A 21,616-nucleotide genomic window follows, 5' to 3' on the forward strand; every position below is an offset into this window, starting at 1 on the left:
GCGGCGTTAGTTACCCACACTTGTACAGGCAGCCGCCTTGCGCGCTGTCGAGGGCACTCTCATGCTCGATTTGTACCTGTTCCAACTGCTCAACGGCCTGGGCCTGGGGATGATCTACTTCCTCATCGCCGTGGGCCTGACGATCATTTTCGGCCTGCTCAACTTCGTCAACTTCGCCCACGGCGCGTTCTTTTTGCTGGGCGCCTACCTGTGCTACACCGCCGTGGCCATCACCGGCAACTTCTGGCTGGCGCTACTGATTGCGCCACTGGTCGTGGCCGCACTGGCCTGGGCGGTCGAGCGGCTGTTGATCAAGCGCATCTACCACCTGCCGCATACCTTCCAGATCCTCGTCACCCTCGGCATCGCGCTGATCATCCAGGAAGCGTCGGTGCTGATCTGGGGCCCGGTGGGCAAGAACATCGCCGTGCCGCCGGAGCTGCGCGGGGTGCTGATCCTCGGTGACTTCATCTACCCCTACTACCGCCTGTTCCTGATCGGTTTCGCCGCGCTGATCGGCATTGGCCTGTGGTTGCTGCTGGAGCGCACACGCTTCGGCGCACTGGTGCGGGCCGGTAGCGAAAGCACCGAAACCGTGTCGCTGCTGGGCACCAATATTTTCCGCCTGTTCTCCCTGACCTTCGCCCTGGGCGTGGGCCTGGCCGGCGTGGCGGGTGTGCTGTTTGCGCCGCTACGGGGTGCCCAGCCCTTCGTCGGTCCGGAGATCCTCGGTATTGCCTTCGTGGTGGTGGTGATCGGCGGCATGGGCTCGTTCGGCGGTGCGCTGGTTGGCGGGCTGCTGGTGGGTGTGGTGCAAAGCATGATGACCAGCCTCTGGCCGCAAGGCGCCAGCCTGATGATCTACGGCGCCATGGCCGCGGTGATCCTGGTCCGTCCCTATGGCCTGTTCGGGAGAGCCTGAAATGAGCGAGAAGAACCCATTGCCCGTCGCCAAGGGCCGCGCCCCGGCACTGCTGTTACTGGTGGTTGCCAGCCTGGTGGCGTTGCCGCTGCTGCTTCCATCGGCCACCCTGGCCACCGAGATCCTGATCTTTGCCCTGGCCGCACTGGCCTGCAACCTGCTGCTCGGCTACACCGGCCTGCTGTCGTTCGGCCAGGGCATCTTCTTTGGCGTGGGCGCCTATGGCGCGGCGCTGCTGATGATCCACCTGCAGTGGGGCATGTTCGCTGCGCTGCTGGGTGCCGCTGTGTTCGGCGCCTTCCTGGCGCTGCTGGTGGGCGCACTGGCGATCCGCCGCACGGGCATCTACTTCGTCATGCTGACCCTGGCCTTCAGCCAAATGGCGTACTTCCTGGCCTACACCCTCAGCGGTTGGACCGGCGGCGACAACGGCCTGCTCGATGTGCCCCGGCCCAATATCGAAATCGCCGGCCATGTGCTGGTCGACCTGGCCGACCCACGGCACTTCTATGTGTTCGTCGCGGTGCTGTTCCTGTTGATCTTCGCCGCGGCCCTGCGGGTAATCCGCTCGCCATTCGGCAGCACCCTGCTGGCCATCCGCGAGAACGAGACCCGCGCCGCCGCCATCGGCTACGACACCCGCCATTTCAAGATCCTGGTGTTCATGCTGTCGGGCGCCATCACCGGCATCGCCGGGGCGCTGTACGCCATGCTGCTGCACTTTGCGCCACTGTCGAACATCGACCTGATGATGAGCGAGAACATCCTGATCATGACCATCGTCGGCGGCACCGGCTCGCTGTTCGGCTCGCTGCTGGGGGCCGGCGCCATCGTGCTGCTGGGCGACGTGCTGTCGGAGCTGTGGCCACGCTGGCTGATGCTGCTGGGGGTGATCCTGATCCTGGTGGTGGTGTTCATGCGCGGCGGCCTGTGGGGCGGCTTGGCCGAACTGGGCAAGCGCCTGCTGGCCACCCGCAACGCCAATGACAAACCCCAGGCCAAGACCAAGGAGACCCTGTGATGAGCGACTACCTCCTGGAAACCCGCCAGCTGGAGCTGGCCTACGGGCCGTTCAAGGCGGTCGCGGGCGTTGACCTCAAGGTCCGCGCCGGCACCATCCATACCGTCATCGGCCCCAACGGCGCCGGCAAGACCAGCCTGTTCCACTGCCTGACCGGGGAACGTCAGGCCACCGCAGGCAAGATCCTGTTCAATGGCCAGGACATCATCCGCAAGCCGTCCCACGGGCGCGTGGCGCTGGGTATGGCGCGTTCGTTCCAGCTCACCAGCCTGTTCCAGAACCTGTCCGTGCGCGAAAACCTGCGCCTGGCCGCCCAGGGCCGTGATGGCCTGGGCGCACTGAACTTCTGGCGCAGCGTCGAGCACAAGCGCAGCCACTGGAACACCGCCGACCAGGTGCTGGAGCGCCTGAAGCTGAGCGCACGCGCCGAAACCCTGGCCGGCGAGCTGTCGCACGGCCAGCAACGGGTGCTGGAAGTGGGCATGTCGATCTGCGCCAAGCCCACCCTGCTGATGCTCGATGAACCCACCTCGGGCATGGGCATCGACGATATCCCGGTGATGACCGACCTGATCAGCGACCTCGGCCGCGACCACACCGTGCTGCTGATCGAGCACAACATGAGCATCGTCATGTCGATCAGCCAGCGCATCACGGTGATGAGCCACGGCCAGATCCTGGTCGAGGGTACCCCTGAACAGGTGCGCAACGACGAGCGCGTGCGCACCGCCTACCTTGGAGAGGCCGCCTGATGCTCAATGTCGATTCGATCCATTCCTACTACGACAAGAGCCATGTGCTCGAAGGGGTCTCGCTCAAGGTCGAGACCGGCGAACTGGTCACCCTGCTCGGGCGCAACGGTGCCGGCAAGACCACCACCTTGCGCAGCATCCTTGGCATCGTCCGCCCACGGCAGGGGCAGATCAGCTTCAACGGCCAGCAACTGGTCGGGCGGGAAATTTTCGATATCGCCCGGCTGGGCATTGCCTTGGTGCCGGAACACCGCGGCATCTTCCGCCAGCTCAGCGTGGAGGAGAACTTGAAGATTGCCGTGCGCAAGGCCAGCCGCTGGCAACTGGAGGACGTCTACAGCATGTTCCCGCGCCTCAAGGAACGGCGCCGCAATGGCGGTTTCGCCCTGTCCGGTGGTGAACAGCAGATGCTGGCCATCGCCCGCGCCCTGCTCAACGGCCCCAAGCTGCTGATCCTCGACGAACCCACCGAAGGGTTGGCCCCGGTGATCGTCGACGAACTGGTGAAGATCTTGCGGCGGATCAAGGACGAAGGCCTGTCGATCCTGCTGGTGGAACAGAACCTGATGGTCTGCGATGCCCTCGCCGACCGCCATTACGTGCTTGAACAGGGCCGGGTCGCCTACCAAGGCAGCGCTGCGCAGTTCCGCGAGGACCCAAGCATCAAGAACCGTTACCTGGCCCTGAGCGCCTGAAAGGAGAACGCCCATGAACACCCGCATCGATCCCTCGCAGCACCTGCTTGGCCAAGGCTCGCTGGTCAGCCGCGAGCGCCTTTGGCAATCGCTGATGGACCTGGCCAAGCTCGGCGCCACCGCCAAGGGTGGCGTGTGCCGCCTGGCCCTGACCGACCTCGACCGTCAAGCCCGCGACCTGTTCGTGCGCTGGTGCGAAGAGGCCGGCTGCACGGTCAGCATCGACGCCATCGGCAACATCTTCGCCCGCCGCCCCGGTCGTAACCCTGCCCTTGCGCCGGTCATGACCGGCAGCCACATCGACACCCAACCCACCGGCGGCAAGTTCGATGGCTGCTACGGCGTCATGGCCGGCCTTGAGGTGATGCGCACGCTCAACGATCTGAACCTGACCACAGAAGCCCCGCTTGAAGTGGTGGTGTGGACCAACGAAGAAGGCTCGCGCTTCCCGCCCTGCATGATGGGCTCGGGCGTGTTCGCCGGTAAGTTCGGCCTACAGGACACCCTGGACAAAGTCGACGACCAGGGCCTGTCGGTGGGCGCGGAGCTGCAGCGTATCGGTTACGCCGGCCCGCGCGTGCCGACCGGGCATGCCGTCGGCGCTTACTTTGAAGCGCATATCGAGCAAGGCCCGGTACTGGAAGACCAACGCACCACCATCGGCGTGGTGCAGGGCTGCCTGGGGCAGAAGTGGTTCGACCTGGTGCTGACCGGCGTCGAGGCGCACGCCGGGCCCACCCCCATGCACCTGCGCAAGGACGCCCTGGTCGGCGCCGCCGAAGTGGTGGCTGCGGTCAACCGCACGGCCCACGCCCACCAGCCACATGCCTGCGGCACGGTCGGCTGCCTGACCCTGCACCCAGGCTCACGCAATGTCATCCCAGGCCAGGTGCAGATGACCATCGACCTGCGCCACCTCGACCCCGAGCACCTCGCCGCCATGGTCAGCGAGGTGCAGGCCGCCATCGAAAGCAGTACGGCCAAGCATGGGCTGAGCTACACGCTGACCCCGACCGCCGACTTCCCGCCGCTGTATTTCGCCGAGCAGTGCGTGGACGCCGTGCGCCAGGGCGCGCGCGAACTGGGCCTGAGCCACATGGATATCGTCAGTGGCGCCGGCCACGATGCCATCTTCCTCGCCGAGCTGGGCCCGGCCGGGATGATCTTCGTGCCGTGCGAAGGTGGCATCAGCCACAACGAGATCGAAAATGCCGCGCCGCAGGACCTGGCCGATGGCTGTGACGTCCTGTTGCGCGCCATGTTCCAGGCCGCCAACTCGGGAGCCCGTTGAGATGACCCAGAAAACCGCGATTGGCGAGTTCACCGCCATCGAATTGCTTGAACTGTACCAGCGCCGCCAGTTGTCCCCGGTCGAGGTGGTCGACGATGTGCTGGCGCGCATCGACCTGCACAACCCGGCAGTCAACGCCTACTGCCATGTCGACGGCGAAGGGGCTCGCGCCGCCGCCCGCGCCAGCGAGCAGCGCTGGCAGCGTGGCGAGCCCTGCGGTCGGCTGGATGGCGTGCCGGCCTCGATCAAGGACCTGACCCTGACCCGTGGCATGCCCACCCGCAAAGGTTCACGCACCACCTCGGGCGCCGGGCCATGGGAAGCCGATGCGCCCTTCACCGCGTTCATGCGTGACGCTGGGGCAGTGCTGGTGGGCAAGACCACCACGCCGGAGTTCGGCTGGAAAGGGGTAACGGACAACCCGCTGTACGGCATCACCCGCAACCCCTGGGATACCAGGCTGACCGCCGGCGGCTCGTCGGGTGGCGCCGCTGCAGCCGCTGCGTTGAACCTGGGGGTGCTGCACCAGGGCAGCGATGCCGGGGGCTCGATTCGTATCCCCTGCGCTTTTACCGGCACCTTCGGCATCAAGCCGACCTTCGGCTATGTGCCGCAGTGGCCGGCCAGTGCCATGACCGTGCTGTCGCACCTGGGGCCGATGACGCGCACCGTGGACGACTCGGTGCTGATGCTCGATTGTGTCGCTCGCCCCGATGCGCGTGACGGGCTGGCCGGTGCGCCACGGCAGGCGCCGTGGCTGGGGCAGCAGCAAGACCTGAGCGGCCTGCGCATCGCCTACAGCGCCAACTTCGGTTATGTACAGGTCGACCCACAGATCCAGGCGCTGGTGGCGCAAGCGGTGCAACGCCTGGCACGGCTGGGTGCGCAGGTGGAGGAAGTGGACCCCGGTTTCAGCGACCCGCTGGAAACCTTCAATACCCTGTGGTTTGCCGGTGCGGCGCGGCTAGCCAGTGCGCTCGGCGATGAGCAGCGGGCGCTACTGGACCCGGGGCTGCGCTGGATTGCCGAACAAGGGGCGCAGATCAGCCTGGACGAATACACCCAGGCGCTGGAGGCCCGGGCCGCATTGATTGCGAAGATGAATGCCTTCCACCAGCGCTATGACGTGCTGGTATCGCCAATGCTGCCCCTGGTGGCATTCGAGGCCGGGCACAACGTACCGCCAGGGTCGGGCATGGCGCAATGGATGGAATGGACGCCGTTCAGCTACCCCTTCAACCTGACCCAGCAACCGGCGGCTTCGGTGCCCTGCGGGTTTACCCGCGAAGGGTTGCCGGTGGGCCTGCAGGTGGTGGCCGGGCGCTTTGCCGATGAGCAGGTGCTGCGGGTGTGCAAGGTGTATGAGCAGCACTACCCGAGCCGGCACTTGCAGGCGCCCATTACCGGTTGAGCTCTCTAACGGGCTCGCTGGCCCTTTCGCGGGTAAACCCACTCCCACAGGCTCACCACAGCCCTCAAGGCTTGCGCAGTACCTGTGGGAGCGGGCAAGCCCGCGAAGAGGCCCTCAGCCCAAACGACCTTCTGGTGCATAAGGCGCCGGGTCGATAATCGGCTCGGCCCCGGTCATCAAGTCGGTAAACAATTGGCACGAAGCCGGTGCCAGTACCAGCCCATTGCGGTAATGCCCGCAGTTCAGCCACAACCCCGCGTGCCCCGGCACCGGCCCGATGTACGGAATGCCTTCCGGCGACCCCGGCCGCAGCCCCGCCCAGTGCGCCACCACCGTGGCCCCCTCCAGTTCAGGCAACAGCTCCACCGCCGATGCCTTCAGGCTTTCCAGCGCATCCTCGGTCGGGGTCTTGTCATACCCGGCATGCTCAAGCGTACTACCCACCAGAATGTGCCCATCACGCCGTGGGATCGCATAGCGCCCCTTGGCCAGCACCATGCTCGGCAAGAAGTCTTCGGCACACTTGAACAGAATCATCTGGCCCTTCACCGGCTCTACCGGCAGTTCAAGGCCTAGGGTACGCAGCAGGTCGCCACTCCAGGCGCCAGCGCTGAGCACCACTTCATCCGCCGCCAGCACGCCGTCGGCGGTCTGCACACCGGTCACGCGCCCGTCTTGCTGCACGAAGCCGGTGATCTGACAATGCTCACGCAAGGTCACGTTAGGCAGCGCCAGCAACGCCGCCTTCAGCGACTTGACCAAGCGCGGGTTGCGCACATTGGCCACACCAGCCATGTAGATGGCGCGCTTGAAGCCCGGGCCCAGCACCGGCACCGCGTCGTAGGCCGCCGAAATATCCACGGCACTCAGCGGCCGCTGCTCGCGCTCGGCCCAGGCCAACGCTTCGGCCTGGTCGTCCAGGTCGAGCCAGTACAGCCCGGTGGTGTGCACTTCGGGGTCGACGCCGGTGCTGGCGAACAAACGCTCGCCCAGCTGTGGATAAAAGTCCTGCGACCAGTGCGCCAAGGCGGTCACTGCCGGGCTGTAGCGCCACGGGTACAGTGGCGAAACAATGCCACCGCCGGCCCAGGACGACTCTCGGCCCACCTCGCCTTGATCACACACCACTACCTGGCCGACCTTGGCCGCCAGGTTGAACGCCGTCAACAGGCCGATCACCCCGCCGCCGACCACCACTACTTGCTTGCTCATCTGTCGATCCAACACCTGAAGTAAAACCGCGATGCACAAGGCATCATTCAACCTTCAGCTTCCCCAGCACTGCGCGTTGCCAGCAACGGCACCGGGGTTGCTGCGCACCCCGGCCTGGTCGAGCTGGAAATCACCACAGCCATCCTGCGCCATCAGCCCATGCGGCAGCCGCCGGGCACGCAGCGTGAAGGTGTCGCTGTCGCGCTGGGCCTGCAGGCTGTAATAGCGGGTACCATCGGGCAAGGCTGGGTCGCCCTCGGCATATTGCCCGGTGCGCACGCGGTGGCGCTCCAGGCGCAAGGCGGCATCATGCAGCAGGCCAACCACTTCGCTGCGCGCGGCTCGCCGAAGCTGGTCGCTGTAACCGGGGTAGGCAATGGCTGCCAGCATGCCGGTCACGGCCAGCACAATCAACAACTCGATCAGGCTCAAGCCTTGCTGCATGTCAGTCTCCTCTGAGTCTTTGTCGCCAGGCCGTGCGTTGCATCCTTTCGCCGTCCACGGTGTAGACGGCTTCCAGTACATGTCGTGACTGGGTTTGCTTGCTGACGGCGGTTATCCGGAACAGGGTGGCCTGCGCGCGCTTACTCGGCCCAAGATTCTGCAGCTGGAAGTAACCCTCTTGCGTGCTTTGCCACTGCCCGGCCAGGTCGTGCGGTCGAGCTGGCGGCATGCACGCGGGACACAGATCAGGCGGTGCACGCTTGAGCTCGGCCTCCCCTGCTTGCAACGTGGCCTCAGCCTCTTCGAGCGCCAGCAGACCCTCGCGCAGGTGGCCAGCCATTCGCGTTTCCACCAAGGCATCACTCAGGGCTGAGGCCGCCAGCAAGCCGAGCAGTAGGCTCAGTACCAACGCCAACAGCAGCACGACACCGCGTTGACGCTTCATGGCCCCGGCACCGGGTTGCGTAGCGCCACGCTCAGCTCATGACGCTGTTCGAGTTTGAGCGTGGGCTCGTACAACGTGAGCGCGATATCTACCCGCTCCCCTTGAGGCATTTGCACACGCTCAAAACTTACCTCTCGCACGTTCTCCACCAGCGGCTGAAAGCTGGGGCCTCGTCTAAAGCTCAAGGTATTGCCGCGCAGTTGGTAAACGTACTGGCTAATGGGGTATGCCAGTGGATAGGGCTTACTCGCGGTTCGCGCGTCCTCCACAGATACCTTTTCCAGGCAGTCTGTCTGCAAGAACCAGTCAGGTGCTCCTGCCTGCCCGGGCAGCTCTTCCACCACCAGGCTCAGGGTGGATGGCCCCACCTCCAGAGGGCGGCTGAAGGCCTGCATTGCAGTAGTACTCTTGAAGTCGCCAGGTTGCAGGCGCAGACAGCCGAACACTCCGGCCATGCGAATATCCTGAGCCATACGCAACAACGCCTGACGCGCGTCACTCTGCATACGCACTGCCGTAGTTTGCAGGCGCCAAGCCTGGTGTGCCGAAGCGAAGAGCTGGCTGGCCGCCGCCAGCAGCATCAAACCGATGGCCAGTGCCATCACCACCTCAAGCAAACCGAACCCCATCTGGCGGCGCCTCATCGCCGCCTCCGCTCAAGTTCGCTGTGCACCGCCATCGCCGCCTGCCCATCGCGGTGCGCACTGTCGGCCGCCTGCAAGGCCTGTAGTTGCAACCCCGCCGCTGCGAACATGCCCACCGCCACGACCAGCATCGCCAACAACACTTCCAGGAGCGTCATACCCCGCTGCATCACGTGCATCCCTGCACCTCCTGCGACTTTTCCCGCAATGGCCTTGAACCTGAGCGACTAGACCGTTTGGCCAGCGGCCGTGAAGCTACAGCCAAGCACGTCCAGGGAGGAATGCACGGTGAAGCAACGCGGCGTAACACTGATTCAAATATTGTCGGGCTTGGCCGTGGCCGTCTTGCTGACACAGCTCGGTGTGCCGGCCTACGCCAAGCTAAGCGGCGACCTACACAGGGCGGTGACGGCCCGTGATCTGGCGCAGGCGCTGCGCAATGCGCGCAGCCATGCCGTGCTGCAGGGCCAGACAGTAGTGGTGGTGGCGCTGGACGGTCATTGGGGGAATGGCTGGCGTTCGCTGCTGGAGCACAATCAGCAAGTGCTGCGCGAGCATCGGCTTTCTCGACCAATGAAAATCGCAACGAACACTGGGGGGCAGGTGAAATTCAGTGCACAGGGTGTGCCGATGCAGCCAAACAACGCTCAGCTAAGTGGCCGGCTTGTAGTCTGCGAAAAAACCAACAGCCCTTATCATGTGGTTCTGGCAAGCAGCGGCAGAGTAGCCTTGCGCACAGACGAACCGAATCATCCGCTGTGCGCAAGGCCCTGATCAGATCAGCGAACGAACCCGCAGCTCTTTGGGCATGGAGAAGGTGATGTTCTCCTCCCGCCCGTCCAGCTCTTCAGCGCCAGTGGCGCCCCAAGCCTTGAGTTGCTCGATCACGCCACGCACCAGCACTTCGGGGGCCGATGCACCGGCAGTGATGCCAATTCGCGCAGCCTGATCGAACCAGCCGCGTTGCAGGTCCTCGGCACCGTCGATCAGGTAGGCCGGGGTGCCCATGCGCTCGGCCAGCTCGCGCAGGCGGTTGGAGTTGGAGCTGTTCGGGCTGCCGACCACCAGCACCACGTCACTCTCGCCGGCCAGTTGCTTGACGGCATCCTGGCGGTTCTGGGTGGCGTAGCAAATGTCGTCCTTGCGCGGGCCGCCGATGTTCGGGAAGCGTGCGCGCAAGGCGTCGATGACGCGACTGGTGTCGTCCATCGACAGCGTGGTCTGGGTGACGAAGGCCAGGTGGTCCGGGTCGCGCACCTGCAGGCTGGCAACATCCTCCTCGTCCTCGACAAGGTAGATGGCGCCGCCGTTGCTGGCGTCGTACTGGCCCATGGTGCCTTCGACTTCCGGGTGCCCTTCGTGGCCGATGAGAATGCACTCACGGCCGTCGCGGCTGTACTTGGCCACTTCGATGTGCACCTTGGTCACCAGCGGGCAGGTGGCATCGAACACTTTCAGGCCACGGCCAGCAGCTTCCTGGCGCACGGCCTGGGAAACGCCATGGGCACTGAAGATGACGATGACATCGTCCGGCACCTGGTCCAGCTCTTCGACAAAGATGGCGCCACGGTTGCGCAGGTCTTCCACCACGAACTTGTTGTGCACCACTTCGTGACGCACATAGATCGGCGGGCCGAAGACTTCCAGCGCGCGGTTGACGATCTCGATCGCCCGGTCGACCCCCGCGCAGAAGCCGCGAGGGTTGGCGAGTTTGATTTGCATGCTCGGCTCCAGGCTTACAGGGCCTTCACCTCGAGGATCTCCACCTCGAAGGTCAGGGTCTTGCCAGCCAGTGGGTGATTGAAGTCGATGGTCACCTGGTCGTCATCGAACGCTTTGACCACACCCGGCAGTTCGGTGTTGGCGGCGTCGTTGAAGATGATCAGCAGCCCTTCGGACAGCTCCATGCCTTCGAAGTTGGCGCGCGGCATGACCTGCACGTTCTGCGGGTTGGGCTGGCCGAAGGCGTTCTCCGGGGCCACTACCACGGTGCGCTTGTCACCCGCCTTGAAGCCGAACAGGGCGTTCTCAAAGCCAGGCAACAGGTTGCCATCGCCAACCTTGAAGGTGGCCGGGGCTTTGTCGAAGGTGCTGTCGACGGTGTCGCCGTTTTCCAGGTGCAGCGCGAAGTGCAGGGTGACTTCGGTGTTCTGGCCGATACGGGTGTCAGTCATGGACCGGATCCTCCGACTTCTTGCTCTTGAACATATCCAGCGCCAGCATCACCGCACCAACGGTGATGGCGCTGTCGGCCACGTTGAAGGCCGGGAAGTAGTGGCGGTTCTGCCAGTGCACCAGGATGAAGTCGACCACATGGCCCAGCACGATGCGATCGTACAGGTTGCCGATGGCGCCACCCAGCACCAGCGCCAGCGCCACGGCCAGCCAGGTCTCGTTGCGCCCCAGGCGCTTGAGCCATACCACCAGCACGGCACTGACCACCACGGCGATCAGGGCGAACAGCCAGCGCTGCCAGCCCGCGCCATCGGCGAGGAAGCTGAAAGCGGCACCGGTGTTGTAGGCCAGGGTCCAGCTGAAGTAGTCAGGAATGACGACAATTTGCTGGTACATGGTCAGGGCATTGTTGAAGTACAGCTTGGTGGCCTGGTCGAGGACCAGGACCAGCAAGCTCAGCCAAAGCCATGCAAGGCGCCCGAAGCGCCCCGCCGCAGGGTTAGGCATAGTGGCGCACCTCGCCCGAACCGCTCAGGTTGTCGACGCAACGGCTGCAGATTTCCGGGTGTTCCGGGTGGCTGCCGACGTCGGCGCGGAAGTGCCAGCAACGGCCGCACTTGGCATGGCCGGACTTGACCACTTTCAGCTTGAGGCCTTCGACTTCGGTGGCCACGGCGTCGGCTGGCGCCTGTACGAACGGCACTACGCTGGCGGCCGAGGTGATCAGCACGAAGCGCAGCTCGTCGCCCAGCTTGCCAAGGTCGGCACTCAGGCCTTCGTCGGCGTACAGGGTCACTTCAGCCTGCAGGTTGCCACCGATGACCTTGGCGGTACGCTGGTTCTCCAGCTCTTTGTTCACCGATGCCTTCACTGCCATCACACGGTCCCAGTAGGCACGGTCCAGCTCGGTGCCTTCCGGCAGCTCGCTCAGGCCCTGGTACCAGCCGTTGAGCATCACCGACTCGTTGCGCTCGCCCGGCAGGTACTGCCAGATTTCGTCGGCGGTGAACGCCAGGATCGGCGCGATCCAGCGCACCAGCGCTTCGCTGATGTGGTACAGCGCGGTCTGGCAGGAGCGGCGGGCGACACTGTTGGCGCCGGTGGTGTACTGGCGGTCCTTGATGATGTCGAGGTAGAAGCCGCCCAGTTCCTGTACGCAGAAGTTGTGCACCTTGGAGTAGACGTTCCAGAAACGGTACTCGCTGTAGTGCTCTTCCAGCTCGCGTTGCAGCAACAGGGTACGGTCCACGGCCCAGCGATCCAGCGCCAGCATGTCTTGCGGGGCCAGCAGGTCGCGGGCCGGGTCGAAGCCGGACAGGTTGGACAGCAGGAAGCGCGCGGTATTGCGGATACGGCGGTAGGCGTCGGCGCTGCGCTGCAGGATCTGCTCGGAAACGGCCATTTCACCGGAATAGTCGGTGGCCGAAACCCACAGGCGCAGGATGTCGGCACCCAGGGTGTTGTTGACCTTCTCCGGCTCGATGGTGTTGCCCAGCGACTTGGACATCTTGCGGCCGTTCTCGTCCACGGTGAAACCGTGGGTCAGCAGCTCGCGGTATGGCGCGTGGTTGTCGATGGCGCAACCGGTCAGCAACGACGAGTGGAACCAGCCACGGTGCTGGTCGGAGCCTTCCAGGTACAGGTCGGCGACCGGGCCGGTGGCGTGGCCGATATCGTGCGAGCCACGCAGCACGTGCCAGTGGGTGGTACCCGAGTCGAACCACACGTCGAGGGTGTCGGTGATCTTGTCGTACTGGTCGGCTTCAGCGCCCAGCAGCTCGGCGGCGTCCAGCTTGAACCAGGCCTCGATGCCTTGCTGCTCGACGCGCTTGGCCACTTCTTCCATCAGCTCGACGGTGCGTGGGTGCAGCTCGCCAGTCTGCTTGTGCAGGAAGAACGGGATCGGCACACCCCAGTTGCGCTGACGCGAGATGCACCAGTCCGGGCGGTTGGCGATCATCGCGTGCAGGCGCGCCTGGCCCCAGGCCGGGACGAACTTGGTGTCTTCGATCGCTTTCAGCGCGCGCTCACGCAGCGGCTCGCCAGTGGTCGGCTGCTTGTCCATGCCCACGAACCACTGCGCGGTGGCGCGGTAGATCAGCGGGGTCTTGTGGCGCCAGCAGTGCATGTAGCTGTGGCTGATGGTTTCGGTGTGCATCAGCGCGCCGACTTCGCTGAGCTTCTCGACGATGGCCGGGTTGGCTTTCCAGATGAACTGGCCGCCGAAGAATGGCAGCGACTCGACATACACGCCGTTGCTCTGCACCGGGGTAAGGATGTCGTCGTTGACCATGCCGTAGCGCTTGCAGGTGACGAAGTCGTCTTCACCGTAGGCAGGTGCCGAGTGCACCACGCCAGTACCGGCGCCCAGTTCGACGTAGTCGGCCAGGTAGATTGGCGACAGGCGGTCATAGAACGGGTGACGGAAGTTGATCAGCTCCAGCGCCGAACCCTGGGCGGTAGCGATGACCGAACCTTCCAGGTTGTAGCGCTTCAGGCACGACTCGACCAGCTCTTCGGCCAGCACCAGCAGGCGCTCGCCGGTATCGACCAGGGCGTACTTGAACTCCGGGTGAATGTTCAGCGCCTGGTTGGCCGGGATGGTCCACGGGGTGGTGGTCCAGATCACGATGGCGGCCGGTTTGGCCAGCGAGGCCAGGCCGAACGCGGCAGCCAGCTTGGCCTCGTCGGCAACAGGGAAGGCCACGTCGATGGTCTGCGACTTCTTGTCGGCGTATTCGACTTCCGCTTCAGCCAGGGCCGAACCGCAATCGAAGCACCAGTTCACCGGCTTCAGGCCCTTGAACACGAAGCCTTGCTTGACCATTTCGGCCAAGGCACGGATTTCACCGGCCTCGTTGGCGAAGTTCATGGTCTTGTAGGGGTTGTCCCATTCACCCAGTACGCCCAGACGGATGAACTCGGTCTTCTGCCCTTCGATTTGCTCGGCAGCGTACTCGCGGCACAGCTCGCGGGTGCGGTCGGCAGACAGGTGCTTGCCGTGGGTAACCTCGACCTTGTGCTCGATCGGCAGGCCATGGCAGTCCCAGCCCGGCACGTACGGCGCATCGAAGCCGGCCAGGGTCTTGGAACGGACGATCATGTCCTTGAGGATCTTGTTCAGCGCATGACCGATGTGAATCTTGCCGTTGGCATAGGGCGGGCCGTCGTGCAGGACGAACTTGGGACGATCCTTGCCAATTTCGCGCAGCTTCTGGTACAGGCCAATGCTGTCCCAACGCTGCAGAATCTGCGGTTCGCGCTGAGGCAGGCCGGCCTTCATGGGGAAGGCGGTGTCCGGAAGGTTAAGCGTGGCTTTGTAGTCGGTCATTTCAGGCTCTTCGTTAGCGGTTGAGCGTGCCAATGTGCACGTGCGGCGGCGATATCCGCATCGATCGCCGACTTCAGCGCCTCCAGGGAGGCGAATCGCTGCTCTTCACGCAGCTTGTGGTGGAACTCCACCGTCAGGCGCCGGCCATACAGGTCGCCGGCATAATCCAGAAGATGAATTTCCAGGTGCGGGCGCCCATCACCGGCAACGGTGGGGCGCACGCCGATATTGCCGACACCCGGCCAGGCCTGGCCGTCGATCTCGATGCTGGCCAGGTAGACCCCGGACAACGGCACGCGGCGGCGCTTGAGCTGGATGTTGGCGGTAGGTGTGCCGAGCTGGCGGGCCAGCTTCTGGCCATGCAGCACTCGGCCGGTAATGTTGTAAGGGCGGCCCAGCAGGTGCTCGGCAAGCTCGAAGTTACCTTCGGACAGGGCCTTGCGCACTTCGGTGCTGCTGACCCGCAGGCCGTCCTGGATCACGGTATTGGCGGCCTCGACGGTGAAGCCGTACTGCTTGCCGGCCTCGACGAGAAAGGCGAAGTCGCCAGCGCGGTCGCAACCGAAGCGGAAGTCATCGCCTACTTCGAGGTGACGCACACCCAGGCCATCGACCAGGATCGCCTTGACGAAGGCATCGGCGCTGAGCTTGCTCAGGCGCTGGTTGAACGCCAGGCACAGCACGCGGTCGATGCCCTCGGCGGCCAGCAACTCGACTTTGTCGCGCAGGCGGGCCAGGCGCGCCGGTGCGGTGTCGGGGGCGAAGTACTCGCGTGGTTGCGGTTCGAAGATCACCACGCAGGTCGGCAGGCCCAAGGCCTGGCCGCGCTCGCGCAGGCGCGCCAGGATTGCCTGGTGGCCGCGGTGAACCCCGTCGAAGTTGCCAATGGTGGCGACACAGCCCCGGTGCTCGGGGCGCAGGTTGTGAAGACCTCGAACCAGCTGCATAACGCGCTTCTTGCTCATAAAGTGGCCGATTATAACCACACCCGGGCGCCGGTGACAGGCAGCAGCGCCCAAGGGCGGCGTGGAATACGAAAAACCGACGCCTGACCCGCCCAAAGCCTCAGTGCAAGGCCTTGCGGGCGAAATGCCGAGGCCGAAAGCCACACAGGTACAGGCAGCCAAAATAGGTCACCACGCCCGCCAGGATCAGCGCCCCAAGCCGCAGGAAGCGTTCGAGCATGATGCCCTGCTCCCAGGCCGGCATATAGTGCATGCCCGCCAACAGTACCGCCGACATCAGCGCCACTGCCAGCACCAGCTTGAGCAGGAATAGCGCCCAGCCTGGCTGAGGCTCGAACAGCCGCTGACTGCGCAGCTTCCAGAACAGCAAGCCGGCATTCAGGCAGGCCCCTAGGCTGATCGCCAATGCCAGGCCCGCATGTGCCAACGGGCCAACCAGGGCCAGGTTGAACAGCTGGGTGCAGACTAGGGTGAACACCGCGATCTTCACCGGCGTGCGGATATTCTGCTGCGCATAGAAGCCGGGTGCCAGTACCTTGACCAGAATGATCGCCAGCAAGCCCACGGAATAGGCGATCAGCGCCCGTTGCGTCATGGCCGCATCAAACGCACTGAACTTGCCATATTGGAACAGCGCAACGGTCAGCGGCTCGGCAAGAATGGCCAACGCCAGGGTGCAGGGCAGCACCAGCAGGAAGCACAGGCGCAGGCCCCAGTCGAGAATCCGCGAATACTCCTCGCGGTCCTTGTTGGCGTAGGTTTTGGCCAGGGTCGGCAGCAGGATGGTGCCCAAGGCCACGCCCAGAACGCCGGAAGGCAGCTCCATGAGGCGGTCGGCGTAGTACATCCACGACACCGAACCGGCCACCAGGAAGGAGGCGAAGATGGTGTTGATGATCAGCGAAATCTGGCTCACCGACACCCCGAGAATCGCCGGCAGCATCTGCTTGAGCACCCGCCACACACCCGCATCCTTGAGGTTCAGGCGCGGCAGGACGAGCATGCCGATCTTCTTCAGCGCCGGCAGCTGGTACAGCAACTGCGCCAGGCCACCGGCCAGCACCCCCCAGGCCAGGGCCATGATCGGCGGGTTGAAGTACGGTGTCAGCAGCACGGCGAAAGCGATCATCGCCACGTTCAGCAAGGTCGGGGTGAAGGCAGGTACCGAGAAGCGGTTCCAGGTATTGAGGATCGCACCGGCCAGGGAGGACAGCGAGATCAGCAATATATAAGGAAAGGTCACTCGCAACAGGGCGGTGGTCAGCTCGTATTTTTCGGCGTTGTCGACAAAGCCCGGGGCCGTCGCCCACACCACCCACGGCGCTGCCAGGATGCCGATGGCGGTCACCAGGGCCAGGACCAGGGTCAGCAGACCGCTGACATAGGCGATGAAGGTACGCGTGGCCTCCTCGCCTTGCTGGGTCTTGTACTCGGCCAGGATGGGTACGAAGGCTTGGGAGAATGCACCTTCGGCGAAGATCCGCCGCAACAGGTTAGGCAGTTTGAACGCGATGAAGAAGGCATCGGTGGCGACACCGGCACCGAAGATGCGCGCCAGGATGGTGTCGCGAACGAAGCCCAGCACCCGCGAAATCATGGTGATCGAGCTTACTGCAGCCAGGGATTTGAGCAGGTTCATCGAAAAGATTCACGCCAATGACAGAGGACGCTGCCAGACAGCGTCCGAATGTGCGATACTCCCGCGCCTTCGCAGGGGAGCCAAAAATTCCCGAGTGTACAGGTCGCGCAGCAGAAAGGAATCTTTCCTGCTTGTTGGCGCACCGCTCGGCGGAACCTTGCAGGTGGCCTTGACAATCGATCTACTGATCGGCATGATTCGCGGCCTATTTTGTTTGCTATTTACCTAAAGTCTTTCGAGGAGCTCGACGGTGGCCAACACACCTTCCGCCAAGAAACGTGCAAAACAGGCTGAGAAGCGTCGCAGCCACAACGCCAGCCTGCGTTCCATGGTCCGCACCTACATCAAGAATGTAGTTAAAGCCATTGACGCAAAAGACGCCGAAAAAGCGCAAGCCGCTTACGTTCTGGCTGTACCTGTAATCGACCGTATGGCCGACAAAGGTATCATCCACAAGAACAAGGCTGCTCGTCACAAAGGCCGTCTGAATGGCCACATCAAGGCGCTGAAAGAAGCTGCAGCTGCCTAAGCGACGCGCTAGTCGAAAAACCGACCCTAGGGTCGGTTTTTTGTTGCCTGCGATTTATGCACCAGCACCGATTTGCTTTGCTGCAACCCATGCCTCATCGCCGACCTGCTTTTTTTGTAGGAGCAGCCTTGTGCTGCGAATGGGCTGCAAAGCAGCCCCAGCTTTTAGCTGGCTAGCAAAGATTGCCAGGGCTGCTACGCAGCCCATTCGCAGCACAAGGCTGCTCCTACATCCTGCCCTCTGATTACTTGGCTATCTGAATCTTCGGCGCCCACTGCAGCCATTCATCCTCGGCCTTGTCGAACAAGGCAAAGGTCTGCTGCGGGCGCGCCGGATTACCCATTTGCTCGCCATCCGGCGTTGCAAAGGCGATACCGCCATCGATGAGGGTCTGCACCGACTCGGTACGCACTGTAGCCCCCTTGAACAGCCCCCAGTCGAAACCGAAGCCGCTGCTATTCCAGAAGCGGCTACCGCTGCGAACCAGGGCGGCATAGCGCGGCTCGATGAGGACATGAATCAACACGCGGTCAGCGCTCTGGCCCAGCTCGAAGCCTGTCACCTTGCCCACCGCAACCTCACGATATGTCACCGGCACACCCGGTTTGATCGAGCCACGGCGTGGCGCACTGAGCGTCAACGGCAGGCCGACCTCCGGCCCCGCTAGCTGTGGAGCATCGGCCAAGGCGATAAAATCACGCTGCGGACCACGGTCCTTGGCTGCTGGCTGCACTTCCAGGTATTGCCCACCAATCAGCGTGTCGAGGTTCTCGGTGCGCACCAGCCCCAGAGCTGGCTTGACCACCCAGAACTGCGTACCGGCGCGGGCGATACGGTCAGCCGCTTCGGTAATACGCGCCCGCAACAGCACCGCCTGCAAGTCATCGGTCAGGTCGACGCTTTCGATACTGCCTACATCCAGGCCACGGAAGCGGATCGCCGTACCCGGCTTCAGGCCATCCGCACGGTCAACGCGGATGGTGATCAACGTACCCGCACGGTTTACCGCCTCCTGGCTGTCATGCAGGCGGAAGCGCGGAATATGCCGTTTCAGCGCCACATCGGGACGTGGCGTGTCGAAGGCGATACCACCGGCCATCAGGGTTTGCAGCGACTCACTCTTGATCTTGATACCCGAAAGGCCACCGGTCAGGGTGATACCACTGACGTTCCAGAAGCGCGACGACCCGTTGACCAGCTTCTCGTACTCCTTCTCGATATGCACACCGATGAGGATGCGGTTGCTATTACGGGCGAACTGGTAGCTCTGCACGCTACCCACCTTCACCTGGCGGTACATCACCGGGCTGCCAATCTCCAGCGAACCCAAGGTGTCTGCGAACAACACCATGTGCAGGCCCGGCGCCTTGAGGTCGAGCGGCGGCGCCTTGGCGCGGGCTTCGAACTCACGCTCTGGCCGTGCGCCCTTCTCACCGGGGCGAATGGCAATGTAGTTACCTTTGACCAGCGCTTCCAGACCAGTGATACCTGCCAGGGAAATCGACGGTTTGACCACCCAGAACTGGGTCCCCTCTACCAGGTAATCCTCGGTCAGTGGGTCCAGTGTCAGCTCGGCCGATGCGCTAGACAGGTTGTCCTCCATCTTCAGGGCCTTCAGCGAGCCCACCTGAATGCCCTTGTACATGACCGGCGTGCGACCGGCCTGCAGGCCCTCATAGTCGCTTAGCTTCACTTTGACCCGGATACCGGCCTGGGCTGCATCAAAGTCCTCATACAAGCGGAATGGCAGGCTCGGGTCGGTGGGCGGGCTGTCCTTGCGGTACTCCGGTGTAGCAAAAGCGATACCACCAGCCACGATGCTCGACAGCGACTCGCTGCGCACCTTCACACCCGAAAGCGAAGCATCGATGCTGACGCCGCTGGCATTCCAGAAACGCGTATGCTTGCGCACCAGGCTGGCGTAGGCCGGCTCGATGAAGACTTTGACCTCGACAGTGCTCTGGTCCTCGGACAGTCGGTAGCTTTTTACCCGGCCAACCTGAATCTGCTTATAGAAGACCGGGCTGTCACGGTTGAGCGAGCCTAACCTATCGGCCTTGAGGGTCAGGTGCAGGCCTGGTTCCGTGTCTGAGAGCGGCGGCGCCACCTTCAGCGCAGTAAAGCGCTTGGTACGCTCCCCTTCCCCCGGGCTGACAGCGATGTAGTTACCCGATACCAGCGTTTCAAGGCCGGAAATACCCGCCAGGCTGACACTCGGCTTCACCAGCCAGAAGCGCGTACCTTTGGTCAGGTGAGGTTCGGCAGCCTTGTTCATCTCGATGGTGGCGATCACCCCTTGGTTGTCGCCCTTGGCGTCGAGCACCAGGCTTACGACCTTACCAACTGGCATGCCCTTGTAGATCACCTCGGTCTTGTTGGCGACGATACCCTCGCCTGACTCGAAGCGGACTTCGATTTGCACGCCGGCATCACGGTAAGCCTGCCACGCGAGCCAGCCACCGATCATCAATGCGATCAAAGGCAGGATCCAGATGGCCGACCAGTTCGAGGCTGGGCGGGTTTTAGCCGTTGGCAGGTCACTCATGGTCGTCATCCGACTCCGTGTTATCCCAAATCAGTCGGGGATCGAAAGTTAAAGCGGCAAGCATTGTCAGGATCACCACAGTTGCGAAGGCGACAGCGCCCAGATTGGCTTCGACACTGGCTATCCGGCCGAAATTCACCACCGCCACAAGGATGGCGATGACGAAGATATCCAGCATGGACCAGCGCCCGATGAATTCGATGAAGCGGTACATCAATATCCGTTGTCGGGCCGAAAGCGGTTGCCGGCGTTGCACGGAGTACAGCAGCAAGCCGATGCCCACCAGCTTGAACGTGGGCACCAGGATACTGGCAATGAACACCACGGCGGCAATGGGCACCATGCCGTGCTTGAGCAGGGTAATGACGCCGGACATGATCGTGTCCGGGCTACCCTGGCCGAGAGTGCTTACGGTCATGATCGGCAGCAGGTTGGCCGGGATGTACAGGATCGACGCAGCTATCAGCAGCGCCCAGGTACGCACGATGCTGTTCGGGCGGCGCGCATGTACGATAGCGCCACAGCGCGTGCAGGTTTGCGAAGTGCTGTCTGGCTCTTGCCTGTTCAGCTCATGACACTCATTGCAGACAAGGATGCCTGCATCAATCGCCCGCATGCAGGTCCTCCCCTGATAGCGCACTCCAGATCTGGTGGGGTGACATCACCACCTCGAGCCACACCTGAATCAATAACAGGCTGATAAAGCAGAACAGCCCCAGGCCCACGGTCAGTTCAGCCAGGTCCACCAGTTTGACGATGGCCACCAGCACGCCCATGAAATAGACCTCGAGCATGCCCCAGTCACGTAGGTGGTGATAGATGCGGTAAAAGACCAGGCCGTAATTGCGCCCGACGTTCAGGCGAATGCTCAAAAGCACAGTTAGCTGACAGAGCAATTTCGCCAAGGGGATGGCCATGCTGCAGAGCAACACCACTACGGCGACACCGCGCATCCCCGAGTTGTACAGGCCCAGCACGCCGCTCCAGACGGTATCGTCGGAAGTCTGGCCAAGCAGATGCAACTGCATGATCGGCAAGAAGTTGGCCGGGATGAACAGCAACAAAGCTGTAAGCACCAAGGCCAAGCTGCGATTCACCACATTGTGCCGGTGGGCGTAGAGCTCGTAGCCGCAGCGCGGGCATTGGGCCTTCTCATCATGCTGGAGCACGGGCTTGCGCAGCAGCAGGTCGCATTCGTGGCAGGCGACTAGCTCGTCCAACGGTAACTGAGCCAGGGTTTCAGGTTCGACAGAATTGGACATATAGCGCTTCTGAATAGGTGCGTGGGGCTATTCTAGTGTTCTGGCTCCAATTGTGGGAGGCGACGTTGGCCTGTATGCGTGTTTACAGAACCAGGCAAGGTCACTGTAGGAGCAGCCTTGTGCTGCGAAGAGGCCCGTATAGCCGACACATCACTGTCAGCTTTACGGGCCTCTTCGCAGCACAAGGCTGCTCCTACAGGGATCGCGTGGTGCTTGTTTTTAGCGCCACAAAGACAAAACCCCTACCTGCATGCGCAGATAGGGGTTTTGCGAAATGAATCTTGACGATGACCTACTCTCACATGGGGAAACCCCACACTACCATCGGCGATG

Annotated in this window: 22 protein-coding genes; 8 read left to right on the forward strand and 14 right to left on the reverse strand. The window is 63.2% G+C overall.

Going from position 1 to position 21,616, the window contains the following annotated elements; translation table 11 throughout:
• Window positions 1-61 precede the first annotated feature (61 nt).
• Genes ACNFBR_RS20695 through ACNFBR_RS20720 form a run of 6 tightly spaced genes read left to right on the forward strand, consistent with a single transcriptional unit; the run spans window position 62 to window position 6,092 of the window.
• Complete coding sequence (locus tag ACNFBR_RS20695; protein ID WP_233693104.1) at window positions 62-922, forward strand: branched-chain amino acid ABC transporter permease; 861 nt, start codon at window positions 62-64, stop codon at window positions 920-922.
• A 1-nt stretch (window position 923) separates the two neighbouring features.
• Window positions 924-1,943: a branched-chain amino acid ABC transporter permease gene (locus tag ACNFBR_RS20700; protein WP_025754951.1), complete on the forward strand. Its 1,020-nt coding sequence runs from the start codon at window positions 924-926 to the stop codon at window positions 1,941-1,943.
• A complete protein-coding gene (locus ACNFBR_RS20705; protein ID WP_041166365.1) occupies window positions 1,943-2,695 on the forward strand; it encodes an ABC transporter ATP-binding protein in 753 nt (250 codons plus the stop codon). Before ACNFBR_RS20700 ends, ACNFBR_RS20705 begins: the two co-directional genes overlap by 1 nt.
• Window positions 2,695-3,390, forward strand: coding sequence for an ABC transporter ATP-binding protein (locus ACNFBR_RS20710; RefSeq protein ID WP_416736556.1), 696 nt, complete (start codon window positions 2,695-2,697; stop codon window positions 3,388-3,390). The genes ACNFBR_RS20705 and ACNFBR_RS20710 overlap by 1 nt, the downstream gene beginning before the upstream one ends.
• Before the next feature lie 13 nt (window positions 3,391-3,403).
• Window positions 3,404-4,681, forward strand: coding sequence for a Zn-dependent hydrolase (locus tag ACNFBR_RS20715; protein ID WP_416736557.1), 1,278 nt, complete (start codon window positions 3,404-3,406; stop codon window positions 4,679-4,681).
• 1 nt (window position 4,682) lies between these two features.
• On the forward strand, window positions 4,683-6,092 hold the full coding sequence (locus ACNFBR_RS20720; protein ID WP_416736558.1) for an amidase: 1,410 nt from the start codon (window positions 4,683-4,685) through the stop codon (window positions 6,090-6,092).
• Between the two features lie 114 nt (window positions 6,093-6,206).
• On the opposite strand, the gene thiO is transcribed toward ACNFBR_RS20720, so the two are convergent.
• The 5 genes from thiO to ACNFBR_RS20745 are packed head-to-tail and all read right to left on the reverse strand — an operon-like array spanning window position 6,207 to window position 9,016.
• A complete protein-coding gene (gene thiO / locus ACNFBR_RS20725) occupies window positions 6,207-7,304 on the reverse strand; it encodes a glycine oxidase ThiO (protein ID WP_416736559.1) in 1,098 nt (365 codons plus the stop codon).
• Between the two features lie 54 nt (window positions 7,305-7,358).
• Window positions 7,359-7,748, reverse strand: a complete 390-nt coding sequence (locus tag ACNFBR_RS20730) for a type IV pilin protein (RefSeq protein WP_416736560.1) — start codon at window positions 7,746-7,748, stop codon at window positions 7,359-7,361.
• 1 nt (window position 7,749) lies between these two features.
• Window positions 7,750-8,193, reverse strand: a complete 444-nt coding sequence (locus ACNFBR_RS20735; RefSeq protein ID WP_416736561.1) for a hypothetical protein — start codon at window positions 8,191-8,193, stop codon at window positions 7,750-7,752.
• Window positions 8,190-8,837 carry a PilW family protein gene (locus ACNFBR_RS20740; RefSeq protein ID WP_416736562.1) on the reverse strand — a complete coding sequence of 216 codons (648 nt, stop codon included), beginning with the start codon at window positions 8,835-8,837 and terminating at the stop codon, window positions 8,190-8,192. Before ACNFBR_RS20740 ends, ACNFBR_RS20735 begins: the two co-directional genes overlap by 4 nt.
• Window positions 8,834-9,016, reverse strand: a complete 183-nt coding sequence (locus ACNFBR_RS20745) for a prepilin-type N-terminal cleavage/methylation domain-containing protein (RefSeq protein ID WP_416736563.1) — start codon at window positions 9,014-9,016, stop codon at window positions 8,834-8,836. Before ACNFBR_RS20745 ends, ACNFBR_RS20740 begins: the two co-directional genes overlap by 4 nt.
• Window positions 9,017-9,125: 109 nt before the next feature.
• Between ACNFBR_RS20745 and ACNFBR_RS20750 the strand changes: the two genes are divergently transcribed.
• Entirely contained in the window at window positions 9,126-9,611 is a 486-nt protein-coding gene (locus tag ACNFBR_RS20750; protein ID WP_416736564.1) for a GspH/FimT family pseudopilin, read from the forward strand.
• Here the strand turns inward: ACNFBR_RS20750 and ispH are convergent, their stop codons facing one another.
• The 6 genes from ispH to murJ all read right to left on the reverse strand — a co-directional run bounded on the left by ispH (window position 9,612) and on the right by murJ (window position 16,947).
• Window positions 9,612-10,559, reverse strand: coding sequence for a 4-hydroxy-3-methylbut-2-enyl diphosphate reductase (gene ispH, locus ACNFBR_RS20755; RefSeq protein ID WP_416736565.1), 948 nt, complete (start codon window positions 10,557-10,559; stop codon window positions 9,612-9,614).
• A 14-nt stretch (window positions 10,560-10,573) separates the two neighbouring features.
• Window positions 10,574-11,011 carry an FKBP-type peptidyl-prolyl cis-trans isomerase gene (fkpB, locus tag ACNFBR_RS20760; protein ID WP_416736566.1) on the reverse strand — a complete coding sequence of 146 codons (438 nt, stop codon included), beginning with the start codon at window positions 11,009-11,011 and terminating at the stop codon, window positions 10,574-10,576.
• Window positions 11,004-11,519 carry a signal peptidase II gene (gene lspA / locus ACNFBR_RS20765; RefSeq protein WP_012270370.1) on the reverse strand — a complete coding sequence of 172 codons (516 nt, stop codon included), beginning with the start codon at window positions 11,517-11,519 and terminating at the stop codon, window positions 11,004-11,006. The genes fkpB and lspA overlap by 8 nt, the downstream gene beginning before the upstream one ends.
• Window positions 11,512-14,343: an isoleucine--tRNA ligase gene (gene ileS / locus ACNFBR_RS20770; protein WP_416736567.1), complete on the reverse strand. Its 2,832-nt coding sequence runs from the start codon at window positions 14,341-14,343 to the stop codon at window positions 11,512-11,514. Before ileS ends, lspA begins: the two co-directional genes overlap by 8 nt.
• Window positions 14,340-15,290 (reverse strand): bifunctional riboflavin kinase/FAD synthetase, encoded by a 951-nt coding sequence (ribF, locus tag ACNFBR_RS20775; RefSeq protein ID WP_416736568.1) that lies wholly within the window; start codon window positions 15,288-15,290, stop codon window positions 14,340-14,342. The genes ileS and ribF overlap by 4 nt, the downstream gene beginning before the upstream one ends.
• 118 nt (window positions 15,291-15,408) lie before the next feature.
• Entirely contained in the window at window positions 15,409-16,947 is a 1,539-nt protein-coding gene (gene murJ / locus ACNFBR_RS20780) for a murein biosynthesis integral membrane protein MurJ (RefSeq protein ID WP_416736569.1), read from the reverse strand.
• Between the two features lie 250 nt (window positions 16,948-17,197).
• On the opposite strand from murJ, the gene rpsT reads away from it, so the two are divergent.
• Window positions 17,198-17,476: a 30S ribosomal protein S20 gene (gene rpsT, locus ACNFBR_RS20785; protein ID WP_003247625.1), complete on the forward strand. Its 279-nt coding sequence runs from the start codon at window positions 17,198-17,200 to the stop codon at window positions 17,474-17,476.
• 244 nt (window positions 17,477-17,720) lie between these two features.
• On the opposite strand, the gene ACNFBR_RS20790 is transcribed toward rpsT, so the two are convergent.
• Genes ACNFBR_RS20790 through ACNFBR_RS20800 form a run of 3 tightly spaced genes read right to left on the reverse strand, consistent with a single transcriptional unit; the run spans window position 17,721 to window position 21,283 of the window.
• Window positions 17,721-20,021 carry an MlaD family protein gene (locus ACNFBR_RS20790; protein WP_416736570.1) on the reverse strand — a complete coding sequence of 767 codons (2,301 nt, stop codon included), beginning with the start codon at window positions 20,019-20,021 and terminating at the stop codon, window positions 17,721-17,723.
• Entirely contained in the window at window positions 20,014-20,637 is a 624-nt protein-coding gene (locus tag ACNFBR_RS20795; protein ID WP_416736571.1) for a paraquat-inducible protein A, read from the reverse strand. The genes ACNFBR_RS20790 and ACNFBR_RS20795 overlap by 8 nt, the downstream gene beginning before the upstream one ends.
• Window positions 20,624-21,283, reverse strand: coding sequence for a paraquat-inducible protein A (locus ACNFBR_RS20800; RefSeq protein WP_416736572.1), 660 nt, complete (start codon window positions 21,281-21,283; stop codon window positions 20,624-20,626). Before ACNFBR_RS20800 ends, ACNFBR_RS20795 begins: the two co-directional genes overlap by 14 nt.
• Window positions 21,284-21,616 lie beyond the last annotated feature (333 nt).

Origin of the sequence: Pseudomonas sp. NY11955 (genome assembly GCF_048068035.1) — a bacterium.
Taxonomy (GTDB): domain Bacteria; phylum Pseudomonadota; class Gammaproteobacteria; order Pseudomonadales; family Pseudomonadaceae; genus Aquipseudomonas.